The organism is Gelidibacter mesophilus DSM 14095 (assembly GCF_000423005.1).
In the GTDB taxonomy this organism is placed as follows: domain Bacteria; phylum Bacteroidota; class Bacteroidia; order Flavobacteriales; family Flavobacteriaceae; genus Gelidibacter; species Gelidibacter mesophilus.
The window spans coordinates 235,766-249,716 of sequence record NZ_AUHD01000005.1 but is presented as its reverse complement, the minus strand read 5'-3'; the positions used below and the strand labels follow the sequence as shown (position 1 = coordinate 249,716).

At 37.0% G+C, this 13,951-nt stretch carries 16 protein-coding genes; 12 read left to right on the top strand and 4 right to left on the bottom strand.

The annotated features are described in order from the left end of the window. The first annotated feature begins 61 nt into the window (after positions 1-61). The 4 genes from G525_RS0106360 to G525_RS22885 all read left to right on the top strand — a co-directional run bounded on the left by G525_RS0106360 (position 62) and on the right by G525_RS22885 (position 3,794). On the top strand, positions 62-1,582 hold the full coding sequence (locus G525_RS0106360; protein ID WP_027125410.1) for a carbon-nitrogen hydrolase family protein: 1,521 nt from the start codon (positions 62-64) through the stop codon (positions 1,580-1,582). Between the two features lie 2 nt (positions 1,583-1,584). Next, complete coding sequence (locus G525_RS0106355) at positions 1,585-2,244, top strand: hypothetical protein (RefSeq protein ID WP_027125409.1); 660 nt, start codon at positions 1,585-1,587, stop codon at positions 2,242-2,244. A gap of 358 nt (positions 2,245-2,602) precedes the next feature. Beyond that, positions 2,603-3,442 carry an alpha/beta hydrolase gene (locus G525_RS0106350; RefSeq protein ID WP_027125408.1) on the top strand — a complete coding sequence of 280 codons (840 nt, stop codon included), beginning with the start codon at positions 2,603-2,605 and terminating at the stop codon, positions 3,440-3,442. 151 nt (positions 3,443-3,593) lie between these two features. Further along, positions 3,594-3,794, top strand: a complete 201-nt coding sequence (locus tag G525_RS22885) for a DUF805 domain-containing protein (RefSeq protein WP_084647718.1) — start codon at positions 3,594-3,596, stop codon at positions 3,792-3,794. A gap of 104 nt (positions 3,795-3,898) precedes the next feature. Here the strand turns inward: G525_RS22885 and G525_RS0106340 are convergent, their stop codons facing one another. The 3 genes from G525_RS0106340 to G525_RS0106330 form a co-directional block, all read right to left on the bottom strand. Further along, complete coding sequence (locus G525_RS0106340; RefSeq protein ID WP_027125407.1) at positions 3,899-4,117, bottom strand: VF530 family protein; 219 nt, start codon at positions 4,115-4,117, stop codon at positions 3,899-3,901. A 274-nt stretch (positions 4,118-4,391) separates the two neighbouring features. Further along, positions 4,392-4,607, bottom strand: a complete 216-nt coding sequence (locus G525_RS0106335) for a DUF6500 family protein (protein WP_035479169.1) — start codon at positions 4,605-4,607, stop codon at positions 4,392-4,394. A gap of 99 nt (positions 4,608-4,706) precedes the next feature. Continuing rightward, positions 4,707-5,987, bottom strand: a complete 1,281-nt coding sequence (locus tag G525_RS0106330; RefSeq protein WP_027125405.1) for a DEAD/DEAH box helicase — start codon at positions 5,985-5,987, stop codon at positions 4,707-4,709. Positions 5,988-6,242: 255 nt separating this feature from the next. Between G525_RS0106330 and G525_RS0106325 the strand changes: the two genes are divergently transcribed. The 7 genes from G525_RS0106325 to G525_RS0106295 all read left to right on the top strand — a co-directional run bounded on the left by G525_RS0106325 (position 6,243) and on the right by G525_RS0106295 (position 9,715). Continuing rightward, positions 6,243-6,452 (top strand): hypothetical protein, encoded by a 210-nt coding sequence (locus G525_RS0106325; RefSeq protein WP_027125404.1) that lies wholly within the window; start codon positions 6,243-6,245, stop codon positions 6,450-6,452. A 77-nt stretch (positions 6,453-6,529) separates the two neighbouring features. After that, positions 6,530-6,832 carry a hypothetical protein gene (locus G525_RS0106320; protein ID WP_157491895.1) on the top strand — a complete coding sequence of 101 codons (303 nt, stop codon included), beginning with the start codon at positions 6,530-6,532 and terminating at the stop codon, positions 6,830-6,832. A 201-nt stretch (positions 6,833-7,033) separates the two neighbouring features. Further along, a complete protein-coding gene (locus G525_RS0106315; protein WP_027125402.1) occupies positions 7,034-7,735 on the top strand; it encodes a Dph6-related ATP pyrophosphatase in 702 nt (233 codons plus the stop codon). A 38-nt stretch (positions 7,736-7,773) separates the two neighbouring features. After that, positions 7,774-8,613: a class D beta-lactamase gene (gene blaOXA / locus G525_RS0106310; protein WP_027125401.1), complete on the top strand. Its 840-nt coding sequence runs from the start codon at positions 7,774-7,776 to the stop codon at positions 8,611-8,613. 92 nt (positions 8,614-8,705) lie between these two features. Further along, the gene (locus tag G525_RS0106305) at positions 8,706-9,011 is read left to right on the top strand and encodes a hypothetical protein (protein WP_157491894.1); all 306 of its coding nucleotides are present in this window, start codon (positions 8,706-8,708) and stop codon (positions 9,009-9,011) included. Positions 9,012-9,050: 39 nt separating this feature from the next. Next, entirely contained in the window at positions 9,051-9,284 is a 234-nt protein-coding gene (locus tag G525_RS0106300; protein WP_027125399.1) for a hypothetical protein, read from the top strand. 98 nt (positions 9,285-9,382) lie between these two features. Then, positions 9,383-9,715, top strand: a complete 333-nt coding sequence (locus tag G525_RS0106295; protein WP_027125398.1) for a hypothetical protein — start codon at positions 9,383-9,385, stop codon at positions 9,713-9,715. 207 nt (positions 9,716-9,922) lie between these two features. Here the strand turns inward: G525_RS0106295 and G525_RS0106290 are convergent, their stop codons facing one another. After that, positions 9,923-10,672 carry a DeoR/GlpR family DNA-binding transcription regulator gene (locus G525_RS0106290; RefSeq protein ID WP_027125397.1) on the bottom strand — a complete coding sequence of 250 codons (750 nt, stop codon included), beginning with the start codon at positions 10,670-10,672 and terminating at the stop codon, positions 9,923-9,925. 221 nt (positions 10,673-10,893) lie between these two features. On the opposite strand from G525_RS0106290, the gene G525_RS0106285 reads away from it, so the two are divergent. Beyond that, positions 10,894-13,950 (top strand): SusC/RagA family TonB-linked outer membrane protein, encoded by a 3,057-nt coding sequence (locus tag G525_RS0106285; RefSeq protein WP_027125396.1) that lies wholly within the window; start codon positions 10,894-10,896, stop codon positions 13,948-13,950. Position 13,951 lies beyond the last annotated feature (1 nt).

Sequence of the window (13,951 nt, the reverse complement as noted above, 5' to 3'; positions counted from 1 at the left end):
ACAAAATGAAGATGTCCAAACGACTATCTTTGCAGAAAACCAACCAAGATTGAATCACACCATGGAAGACATTGAAAATATCGAATTAAAATATTTAAACCTAGAAGATTACCAAGAGTTAAAAGAAGCGATGATTGCTTCTTATACCACAATGCCTGATGCCTTCTGGCAAGAGCATCAAATTAAAAAACTGACCGAAGAGTTTCCAGAAGGTCAGGTGGTCATTAAAATAAACAATCAAATTGCAGGTTGCGCTTTGAGTATTATCGTTGATTATGATCAATTTGATGACAACCATACCTATAAAGACATTACGGGAAATTACACCTTCAGCACCCATAATAACAACGGCGATGTGATTTACGGAATTGATGTGTTCATTAAACCAGAATTCAGAGGCTTAAGATTGGGACGACGTTTGTATGACTATCGCAAAGAACTGTGTGAACGTTTAAACCTGAGAGGTTTGGCATTTGGTGGCCGCATTCCCAACTATCACAAATTTGCAGATACATTAACACCCAAACAATACATCGATAAGGTACGACGTAAGGAAATTCATGATCCCGTGCTTAATTTCCAAATCTCCAATGATTTCCATCCCACACGTATTCTGAAAAATTATCTCGAAGGTGATGCTTCTTCCCAGGATTATGCGGTGTTGTTGGAATGGAGTAATATTTACTACGAGAAAAAATCAAAAAAGGCAACCACCATCAAGAAGGTTGTACGCCTCGGATTGGTACAATGGCAAATGCGATTGTATAAAGACATTGAAGAAATGATGCAGCAAGCTGAATTTTTCATTGATTCTGTTTCTGGATATCGAAGTGATTTTGCATTATTTCCTGAGTTTTTCAACGCCCCATTAATGGCGGGAAACAATCACTTATCAACTCCTGAAGCCATCAGAGAATTGGCAAAGCATACTCCAGAAATGGTACAGCGTTTTTCAAAACTTGCTATTTCTTACAATATCAATATCATAACCGGCAGTATGCCGGAAGTGGTAGATGGCCAACTTTTTAATGTGGGTTATTTATGCCGACGGGATGGTAGCACAGAACGTTTTGAAAAATTACATATCACACCAGATGAGGCCAGAGTTTGGGGCATGGTTGGTGGCAACGTGTTGAAAGCTTTTGACACCGATTGCGGCAAAATTGGCATCCTCATTTGTTATGATGTGGAGTTTCCTGAATTGAGTCGTATTTTGGCAGATGAAGGCATGGATATCTTGTTTGTACCATTTTTAACCGATACTCAAAACGGTTTTTCTCGAGTCCGCCATTGCGCACAAGCCAGAGCCATTGAAAACGAATGCTATGTCGCCATTGCAGGAAGCGTAGGTAATTTGCCGAATGTTCAAAATATGGACATTCAATACGCGCAATCTGCCGTATTTACACCTTGTGATTTTGCGTTTCCTACCAATGGGGTAAAGGCAGAAGCCACACAGAATTCCGAAATGATCCTCATTGCTGATGTGGATATTGATCTTTTAAGAGAGCTGAACCAATTTGGTAGCGTTAGAAATTTGAAAGACAGAAGAAAAGATTTATTTGAATTAAAAAAGAAGTAATTATGACTTATCATATCATTATCAATAGTGTAAAAACTGTTGAAGAATTTAAAGAGGCATGGACGAATGCCGATTATATAGAACTTTTGGAGCGTTTTGGTTTCCCGGATGCCCAAAACTCAAAACCGGAAGAGCTCCAAGAACTGCTTTTTATGGCCATCTCCGATTATGAGGGCCATGAAGCCGCTGCAATACTCTTGGATTATAAATTGTCAGCGCATTTAAATGAAGGGCAAATTGACCAGATGTCGCACGATATGTTGCTCGATAAGATTTCTGAAGAATACAGTGATATTAGTTTGCACCATCAGCTTTTTAATATCAACCAATTGTTGCATAAAGCCTATAACGGAACATTTCCGAGTGCAAAGGCCACAATTATCGAATTTGAAATAACGCCCAACCAAGACATCACCAAAGAAGCCATCTTAAAAATTTTGGACCAAACCTTGGCCAACAACAACGTCATCAAACGTTTGTATGCCGACCAATTGGCGGGAAAAGAAGCCTTTGATGAAGCCAAGGACATTGTATGGGAATTAAAATCTACGGGAGACAATTCTTATATCATGACTACTTCTGAATATTGGATCAGCCGCGATGAGTTTAAAGATGCTGAGTTTGATGCCACTATTGCGTTTTTTGAGGAGGACGAAGATTAGAAAAACTTTAAGATCGTCCCGAAAAATCGGGACTTCTGGAATCAAGAATTAAGACTAGCGCTGTCTATCATTAAAGATGGCGTTCAGTTTTTAATAAATACAATCTGTAAAATTGTTGAATTCAGGATGAACATCGCTCCAAATTGCTTTCTAAATCATTCTTTAAAATTAGTGAGATCATTAAATCCGTATAATTTGTGGAATCTACCTCTAAAGAATAGTAAATTGATATCATCCGTGTCTAAGAAATAGATGTGAAATTCCTATTTCAAAAAGTTAAAAACCGCATTAAAACCCCATCAATACATTATATTTGGGACGTTTCTACAAATACAAATCCATTTAAACAATCCCAATAATGAAATATCTTTACATCACATTTCTTTTAATTACCATTGGCCTAACATCTGCGGAAGCACAGTCTACTTTAAAGGAAAGTTCCAAAACACCATTAACCATTGGTGAAGTGATCAACATCGATTCAAAAATTCTATCAGAGTCAAGAACACTCAACATTTATTTGCCAGACGGCTATAAAGTTTCGGACACCTTAAAACATCCAGTAATCTATGTTTTGGATGGCAGTATGCATGAAGATTTTATACATATAGTGGGCTTAGTTCAGTTTTTTAATTTGCAGATGAATATGCCTAAAACTATAGTGGTGGGGATTGCAAATATCGACAGGAAAAGAGATTTTACTTTTCCTACCATGGATAAGAAGTTGAAAATGGACTTCCCAACCACTGGAGGTTCCAGGAAGTTTATTGACTTTATAGAAAACGAAGTGCAGCCTTTTATCACAGCGAATTATTCAACCAATGCACAAAAAATGATCATCGGACAATCTTTGGGTGGCTTGCTCGCCACAGAAATACTGTTCAAAAGACCTAAACTTTTTACGGATTATATAATTGTCAGTCCAAGTTTGTGGTGGGATAACGAAACGCTACTTAGAGATGCCAAAATGTTTTTGGGTGCCCATCAAAAGATGCCAGTAAACGTCTATGTTTCGGTAGGGACGGAAGGCGAGGTTATGGAGCGGGAAGCGAAAAGTTTAGCCAATCTTCTGAAAAACTCGGGAAAGCCAAATCTCAAAGCAGAATTTCTGTTTTTACCAAATGAAAATCATGCGACCATTTTGCATCAAAGCGTTAACGACACCTTTAAACTCATCTATCCGTATAAAGAAAATTAACCGTTCATCTAATTCCGGATGATTTGAGTTGATGAATCAGAAATCTTTTTAGTTTAGCATTTGCCGCAACACATCCAACCTCTTATGCACTGGTATTTAGACGCCATCAAAAAAAAATCCGACTTTACACAAGACGGACGGACTATCGGGTATTTATTTCTTTCATATCCTGATCATCATTCTCCTCGCATTTTTAGCGGGAATTATAGCGGCTGAAACCTTCTGTTTATTTTGGTTTATTTTCATTAGTCTTACTTTGGCGCTAAAGATCAGAAAGCTTCATGATACAGGAAAAAGTGGCTGGTTTTATCGCATTACGCATATTCCATATTTAAGAGGAAGTTTTCTTTGATTTTCGCAGTTCAAGATAGTGCGTATGGCTACCACACCTGATGTTCTAACCCTAAAAGCGCTAAATACTGACGACATTATGGAGATAGGAAAACCCGTAGAATTCTAGCGTTTTTTTTGTAACATTCTTAAATACATGACTTCCACTTTGTCTCGTGCCCAAGGCGTACGTCTCAAAAACTTTAAACTGGATTTCACTGATGGATCTTCATTAAAACACTTGATTTTAATAATGCTGCCCATATATTCCCATCCATAATGCGCCACCAATTCATTGATGATCTGCTCTAGTTTTACACCGTGTAATGGATTATTGGGTTGCATGTTTTGGAGTTTTCTTGTTTCTCGTTTCTCGTTTCTAAAAGTGTTAAAGATTTCGGACTAACAAATAAGATATGTTTTAACAATTTTTAAATCTTATACTGAAAAAACAGAACGTTGATTGGCATTGACTGCTAAATTAAAAAATCTTCAGACAATTCTTCTATAATTTGGAGTTTCGTCTTTGATTGATTGTTGAAAAACCTGTAATTTGATAATTTGAATTTGGATTTTAGAATGTCACTCTGCGCGTTCGCGGCTCTGCCAGAGAATCCTCTTAACCCTTCACCATTGCCAATATCTTCACCGCCTTCTCAAAATGATCCAACTGGTGCGTTTGTATCCACCACGTGGCAGCTTCCATTAACATTTCGGGATTATCATTTTTGTTGGCAAAGAATGCATAAAAGGACAAACCAACGTTTGTACCTTTTGCAGCAATCTTTGCCTCACAAACGGCAATTATTTTATCTTTTAAAGTTGGAGTCAACATTTGAAGGTTCTCTTTTATCGTTTCTTTTTCGTATTTTTTGTGAACTCGGTTAAAATTACGTTTGAACTTGTCACTTTCGTTACAAATTCATCCTCACTATTAATTCCGTCTATTCCTATTTCTGTTTCTATTGGAATTACCAGAGCTTTGACTACCAGAATTCGACTTTTTAGAAGTTGTTGACCTACTCGATTTTGGCCTATTGCCACGTCCTTGTCCTTGTTTGATTGGCTCTGTAGATGCATTTGGATCTGGTTCAAAACCTTCTACGATTTCTACCGGAATCCGTTCCCCTATTAGTTTTTCGATATCACGAAGGAAGCTTGTTTCATCTGCACTTACCAATGAAACGGCCAAGCCACTGGCGCCTGCCCTTCCGGTTCTACCAATTCGATGTACATAATCTTCAGCGATATTAGGAAGTTCAAAATTGACTACGTGTGGCAATAATGGAATATCCAATCCGCGCGCTGCGATGTCAGTTGCCACCAAGGCACGCACCGTTCCTCTTTTAAAGCCGTCTAAGGCTTTGGTTCTAGCACCTTGACTTTTATTTCCGTGGATGGCCATGGCGCTAATTCGATTGTCGATCAGTTTTTTCGTCAATTTATTCGCGCCGTGTTTGGTACGCGTAAAAATCAAGATTTGTTCCCAATTGCCATCAGAAATCAATTTCACCAATAAATCAGGCTTTAAACCTTTAGCAACACGATAGACCTGTTGGTCGATCGCATCCACCGTTGTGTTTTCAGGAGTTGCTTCTACCAATACCGGATGATTAAGAATATCATTTGCAAGGGCTTTGATATCCTTCGAGAACGTTGCCGAAAACAAAAGGTTTTGACGTTTTGCTGGCATGATGGCCATTATTTTTTTGATATCCCGCAAAAAGCCCATATCCAACATACGATCGGCCTCATCCAATACGAGAATCTCAACGTTGGCGAGAGACAATAAGCGCTGATTATGCAGATCCAACAAACGTCCTGGTGTGGCAATCAGTACGTCCACACCGTTGCGAAGCGTTGCTACTTGCGGGTTTTGGTTGACACCTCCAAAGATAACGGTGCTTCTAATGTCTAAAAAAGTACTGTATTGCTTCACGTTTTGATACACCTGTGCCGCCAATTCACGGGTTGGGGTCAATACCAAAGCACGCACTGGGCGTTGGCGCAAAGGTTGACCTTGTGATAAAAGTTGTAATAGTGGCAGTGTAAAACCTGCTGTTTTACCCGTTCCCGTTTGTGCCGATGCTAAGACATCTTTTCCTTCTAAAATTAACGGAATGGCTTTTTGTTGAATTGGTGAAGGCGATGTATAGCCTTGTTTGCTGACTGCTTTAAGCAAAGCATCAGATAATCCTAATGAGTTAAATGACATAAAATGTGTTTACGAAGCAAACACTATGAATTTAGGTCACTCCTTTAAATTTTGTGCAAAAATACAGCTAATTTATGGGGTTTGGAGTTTTGAGGATGGTTTTTTTGATTAGAGGCAGACTGAGCCGTTGGTGGAGTCAATTATAGGATATACGGTTCATTTATATTATTTTCGAGGATGGAATTTGAGAAATTATATGAATATAAAAAAGATATGTACTGTGTGTGTCTAAATGTTAGTTGCAATTTGAATTAAATGGGTAAATCTATATTTAAAAGAACCGAAACTGAAAATGTAATATCTAATTTAAGAGGAGAAGTTGGAGAAATCATTCAGTCTTGGACTTTAATGCGTGATTTCTATGTTTTAAGCAATGAATTACAAACTGATAATTTAATGGAAAATAGAACAAACCAAGAATTAAACAAGATAAATCTAATTAAAAAAAAATTCAAAGCGAAATAATATCAAGATTGTCCGAATTAAGTCATAAAAGCTATGGAAAAGTAAATTTCTTTTTTGCCACTAGCAAGGTAAAATCATTGGAATCCGAATTCAAAGATTTCGAAAAGTTTATTAAAGATAATCACTTTAAGATCAATAGAAATCAATTTATAAGCCACAAGCATTTACCTCCAACTTGGGATGAACATCAAGCAGAACATAGAATATCTTATTTAACAACTCTAAAAGGAATTGCCAAAGCATTGATTTTGATGAAAAAAATTGACAGTATATATTTGGGAGAAATATCAAATCAGCAATGGCATAAAATAAGAAAAAAAAGATATGAATATTCAATTCCAGCCAAAGCAAGTTATCTTTTACTTCCCTATTTAAAATGACATAATATTGGAATTGTAGAATTGTAACACGACTGAAATAACACAAAACTGCACCTAATATGGATAAGCAATTACCAAATCCGTCTTACTTAAAAATAACAAGAATTTTCCAATTGGTACTTGATAAGCGCAGATGTCTGGGACGTTCCGGCAGGACAGTACACATAAATATAAATAAGAGCAACCCGAGCAAGAGAAACTATGACAGAAAGAAAAAAAGCAGTATTTAATTGGAGTGGCGGAAAAGATTCTGCATTAGCACTTCTAAAGACACTTCAAGAAAACGAACTTGAGGTTGTTTCACTATTGACAACAATCAACCAAGATACATTGACATCGTCGATTCACGCTATTCCTCTAAAATTCTTATTAAAACAAGCTGACAGCATTGGAATCTCGCTTTATTCTGTACCACTTTCAGAGGGCAAAAAAACCTATGAAGAAGGAATGGCCGAAGCAATCAGACATTTTAAAAATCAAGGGGTAACTCATTTTATTTTTGGGGATATCTTTTTGGCAGATGTAAAGTTGTATCGAGAAAGCAAACTTCATCCTTTAGGAATTGAAGTTGTTGAACCACTTTGGGGCAAGACGTCCGAAGAAGTCATGCACGAGTTTCTGAAATCAGGAATTAAGACAAAAATTATTGTAACACAAGCAGACAAATTAGACCAGAGTTTTATTGGCAAAGAGATAGATAGCGCATTTGTTAAATCACTACCTGTAGGAATTGATTTATGTGGAGAAAATGGAGAATATCACACATTTTCTTATGACGGAGAGCTTTTTAAATATAAAATCGACTTTGAAATTTGTGAAGCCAATCTCATATCATATGACTTTAAGATGGACGACGGAGAAGTGAAAAGCTATGAATATTGGCAAGCGGAAATATCAGCGTGATAGACAACCAAACACACACTAACAATTTATAATTCAAAATGCGTTTAACAACACTAATCGTGCTTCTAGCCCTATTGATTTCTTGCAAAGAAAAGCAAGAAGCAGAACCTTTAAACATCGATAATTCCGTCAAAACGCATATCCTGAAACCAGAATTGCAAGCCATCCTTGACTCTTCTAAAGTTGCAGGTTCCATTTTAATTTATGATTTAAACGAGGATCGCTATTATTCAAATGACTTTAAATGGGCAAGTATGGGACATTTGCCAGCCTCAACGTTTAAAATCCCTAATTCAATTATAGGTGTTGAAACCGGTGTGATTGAAAGTGACAGCACTATCTTCAAATGGGATGGGGAAAAGAAATGGTCAAAAAACTGGGAACAGGATTTAGTTTTGAAAAACGCTTTTCAGTGGTCGTGTGTACCTTGCTATCAAGAAGTAGCCAGAGAAATAGGCGTTAAACGGATGAATAATTACGTTGATAAATTAAACTACGGAAACTTAACAATCGACGCACTACATATTGACACATTCTGGTTGGTTGGCCAATCCCGAATTAGCCAAATGCAACAAATCGACTTCTTGAAAAGACTCTACAACTCTGAACTTCCAATTGCGGGAAGAACAGAAAAAATAATGAAACATATTATGCGTATTGAGGAAACTGACCAATATAAACTCAGCGGAAAAACGGGGCTTTCAAATGAGAATGGACACTACAATGGGTGGTTTGTTGGATATATTGAAATAAAGAGCACCACTTATATATTTGCCACAAATTTGGAACCTCAAGAAGAATTTGATGTTGATTTATTTATAAAACAAAGGTCAGATTTAACACTTCTTGCTTTTAAAAGATTGAATCTCCTGAAATAAATGATGCTCTGACTTTTCTTGTACTAAAAAAATTAGTCAGAATTTTGACGCAACCAAACCACATAAAATGAATCTATTAGCAAAAGATGATTATGAAAAAAGCATTTATTCTCTTAGCAATCATAGGAATTTTAACATCATGTTCATCTGATGATTCCGATAAAAACACCCGAGAGTTTGTCGCCGGAGAAGTATCCGTTGGGCTTAAGAGTGGAACAGAAATCCAAAATCTATTTAATTTCATCAATCAATTTGAGCTCGAAGTTGATAACATCAGCTCCTTGTCCTTTACATCTGAACTGCCATCTGAAAACCTACAGTTCATTTTAGATAATTTGAACGCTAAAAGTTACACCAACGACGGTCTAGATTGGTTTGTATCAGGTTATTTACATTAAAAGACGAACCAAATATGGCTATTCCCAAAACTTTTTGACATGCACAACCTCAAATACCAACAAGATTGGCTGGTATCTATGACCGAATTCAAATTGAATGGTAATCACAATATAGATTTGAATAGTGGCATTATAAGGTTCAAAGTTCCAGAAGGAAAGGAATTTGAATGGAAAAATAAATTTGAAAATTATGACGTCGTAGAATGGGCAGAACTTAGTTATCTTATGGACATTGACCTCTCAGCAAGTAAAAAATTTCTTAGACCTTATTGAAGTCACGGCCTGATTTAGGAAGCATATAACTGGAATGGCTCTGGGCGCGCTAGATCACAGCCTGAACAGTAACATATAATTGAGAAAACCAAATAATCATGAAAAACCTCCTTTTAATTATAACCGTTGGAATAACCGTATGGAGCTGCTCTAAAGATGATGACTTAAATGATGGTGTTCTTGTTTTATACAATCAAACCTATTGTTTCGATTCTTGGGGCTATCCTGATACTGATAAAGAATTAGCAGACGTAATAATTGAATATCTTGATGATTTAGATATTGAACTCTACAACGTGAAAATCGACACCAATGGAACGCCACAACTCTGTAATGCCTGTTTTTGTTTAAGTGGAAAAAGGATAATCGGAAGAATCAGTGTAAATGATTTGGATGCGATTAAAGAATACGGGTTCCGAGAGTTTGAATGAAATGCTATATTTTAAATACCATATTTACCCAACGCCATTAAGTGAGCCAGACGAACAGAGGTTCTGCTGGGCTTCAAAAACAGACTGAACACAAGTTACATTCGTGAAGCAGTTTGCGAATTAGACCAACGCATCTTTAAGAATTGGAAGACTTCGTAAAATTTAATATATCTTAGTTGCCATTAAATTGCTCCTTCCCTATCATCATTACAAAATCAAAAGCTCCTCCATTCTATAAGCATCCAACAGTGTATTATCGGCATTTAAATCTGTCACAATCACATCAATTTCAGAAAGTGGACAGACAGAGTAGTTGTGCCTTATACTAAGCTTGTTGGACGTGATCAAGGAAATTGCCTTATCTGAAGCCTCAATCATGGCTTTTTTAATTAGCGCAATTTCATAACCTTCATCTGTAATTCCTTCATTTAAAGTAATACCACTTGCGCCAATAAAGCAAATATCGGCATGGACCCTTGATAGATTTTGAAAGACATCAATCCCTATGGCTACCATTGATTTCTTACGAATTTTTCCGCCAATAAAAATAGTTTCGATATTGGGATGATCGGTCAGTTGCAAGGCAATCTCTAAGCTAAACGTATAAATTGTGGCCTTCAAATCTTTCGGTAAGTTGCTAACAAATACGAGATTGGTAGTACCCCCAGTCAAAATTGCCACCATGCCTTCTTCTAATAAAGGAACAGCCTTAGCAGCAATCATTTTCTTTTTCTCTCTATTAAAAACAGCATTCTCATTGTAGTGAAATAATTTTTGAATTGACGAAACCGCACCGCCGTGAACTTTGGTCAACATGCCCTTGTCATCCAATTCATTCAAATCTCTCCTAATGGTATCACCAGAAACATTTAATTCTAACGACAATTGATCAGAAAGCACTTTTCGCTGCAACATTACCATGTCGATTATAAGTTGCTGCCTATCATTCTTTTTCATTCACACTATAACTTTTATTCAAATTTTCTGAAAAGTAATAATAAAATTTAAATATTTAAGAATCTCAATTTATAAATGCATGTCTTTGCTCTTATAATTACGGATTAACTAATCAAAATGCCCTTTTATTGCGTAATAGATGCATTATTTATGCATATTTTATGCGGTTTCTAAAATATTCATTTATATTTGATACATAACTTTATCAAAACTCACTTATTATGAAAGGAAAATTTTTTATGCATTTCCTGGTCGTTTTATGCTTTGCGCAAAGCGCGTTTGCCCAAAGCATAAAAGTTACTGGAACTGTAAAATCAAGCGACGACAATTTACCTTTGCTTGGCGCTAGTGTACTTATTAAGGGAACCTCAGTGGGCACCGTAACGGATTTTGATGGCAATTATGTTATTGAAGCCGAAGCAAATTCTACCCTTGTATTCTCTTATATTGGTTATCAGACCAAAGAAATTAAAGCCCCCTCCACAGGATCATTGAATGTTTCTCTTGAACCTGGTGATGTGCTGGACGAAGTGGTCATTACAGCTTTAGGAATTAAAAAAGAGAAGCGTGCATTAGGCTATGCTGTACAGGCTGTAGAGTCTGACGCTCTTCTTGAAGGTAACCAGAACAATATGGTTAATGGTCTTCAGGGTAAAGTCTCTGGGGTGACGGTCACAAATTCTGGTGGTGCTCCGGGCTCTTCCTCTATTATTTTAATTCGGGGAGGATCGTCTATTACAGGCAACAATCAACCTTTATTTGTGGTTGACGGAATTCCTATTGACAACTCTACGAGTTCTAGTTTAGAAGTAGCAAGCACCAACAGGGCTTCTGACATCAACCCTGCAGATATTGAGAGCGTTTCTGTTCTTAAAGGACCTGCAGCCGCTGCATTATACGGTATTCAAGCTGCCGGTGGTGCCGTGATCATCACTACCAAAAGAGGAAAAGCTGGTGTGAGCACAGTTACCTATTCCGGCTCTATCTCTTCAGACAAAGTTATTGGCACGCCTGACGTTCAAACCACTTATGGGAAAGGTGCCCAAATTAGAACTACAGCTGGTATCACTTATGATCCAGAATCGCCGTTATCATTTGGATTACCGATAGCTGCAGGCACACCAATATATAATAATATTGAAGATTTTTATAAATCGGCCACCACCCAAAATCATAACGTGAGTTATTCTTCAGGAACTGAAAAAGGTAATATTTATATGTCCATTGGCGACTTATCACAAAAAGGGGTCATAGAAGGCACGAGTTATGATAAAACATCATTCAAGGTAAATGCGAATTCTAATGTTACCGATAATTTTACGGTTGGCATCTCCGCAAACTATATCACTACGGATATTTCCAGCAGTAAGCAAGGGAATGCCTCCGGGAGTAGCTTTGGTAGTTTGTTGGCCTATCCTGGTGATGTCAATGCCAAAGATTATTTAAATGAAGACGGCTCTCAAAAATCATTTTTTTTAGACCAACAATTCGACAATCCTTATTGGAGTGTCCACAACAGCCCTAATACCGATGAAACTAAACGGTTAATTGGTGTTATAAGCCTGAACTATAAGTTCTTAAATGATTTTAATTTATCTTATAAAATAGGAACGGATAACTACACTGAGTTTAATAAGAAAATTACAGGAGATGGTTCTTTTATAGAAAATAGGGAAGATGGTTATATCAGTCAATATGAAAAAGACCATACACGTTTAACTTCCAACATCTTTTTAACCTATCAAAAAAACATCACTGAAGATTTTTCCTTTGACGGGATGATCGGTAATTCTGTTGAAGAACTCGATGTGAGAACCACTTACACCTCTGGTACCTCATTTCTGGCACCTGGAATTTATAGTATTGGAAATATCCTTAAAGAAAATCAAACGATTTCAGAGTTGATTACAAGAAAAAGAATCGTAGGGCTTTTTGGAGAAGTAAAATTTGGCTGGAAAAACGCCGTATTTTTAAACCTAACCGGGCGAAATGACTGGTCATCAACCCTTCCACAGGATAAGAGATCCTTCTTTTACCCATCTGTAGGGATGTCTGCCGTAGTCAGTGATTTATTCAAAGTTTACGGTAATGATATTACCTCTGACAAAGGCTTAACTTATTTTAAACTAAGAGCTACTTGGGCCCAAGTTGGTAAAGATGCACCAATTGGAGCCTTAGAAAGTTCTTTAGGAACAAATATCAATGGATTGGCAAGTTCAGCTTATACGTGGAATGGGGTTAACGTTGGAAACCCTAATCTGGAGCCTGAATTTACTAACAGTTTTGAGATAGGAACCGACATTCGTTTTTTTCAAAACCGCATAGGATTGGATTTCACTTATTACACCAGTACCTCTGATAATCAAATTTTAAGAGACATTAGAGTCCCGCCAACTACAGGAACATTTTATGCAACCTTAAATGGTGGTTCCATTACCAACAGCGGTGTTGAAGCCATGTTAAGACTACAAATGCTTCCTAAAACTTCCAAAGTAAATTGGAATTTAGATTTCAACTTTGGCACCAATAAAAGTAAGGTAAAAGAATTACCTGGCTTCCTGTCTGAAGTTTACCTTTCTGATTCATGGACGTTTAGAAACTCCGCTGCTGGAGCCGCTATTTTGAATGGTTCATTATTTGGATTGCGTGGAAAGCGCCCAGTAAAAAATGAAAATGGTGATGTCATCATCAATTCCAATGGGTTGCCAACATTAACAGACCAAACTTATGATGACGTGAATAGATCGCCAGATTGGACCTTGGGCATTTCGAATTCTGTAGGCTATAAAAACTTCAACTTGTCATTCTTATTGGACTTCGTGCAAGGTGGCGATGTTTACAATGCAACGGAATCAGCATTGGCCTATTACGGTCTCAGCACCAACACCATTGATGGCAGAAATGAAATGGTAGTGTTGCCAGGCGTTGATGTCGACGGAAATACGAATACCGTTCCGGTAGAAAAAGATCAGAACTACTACCAAAATTATTATTCACAAAATTCTGAGAATTTCGTTGAAGATGGTTCATTCACAAGGCTGAGATATGTAACTTTATCCTATAGATTTCCAACCGATGTTTTAGAGAAATTCTCATTAACCGGTTTAGAACTTTATGTAACTGGCCGTAATTTATTTACGATTACCAATTACAGCGGTGTAGATCCTGAAGTCAATACATTTGGTGCTGGTATTGCTGGCGCTGGTTCCATGAACATTGATAATCTTGGAACTCCGAATGTGAAAGGAATCGATTTTGGTTTAAAATTTAGATTTTAAA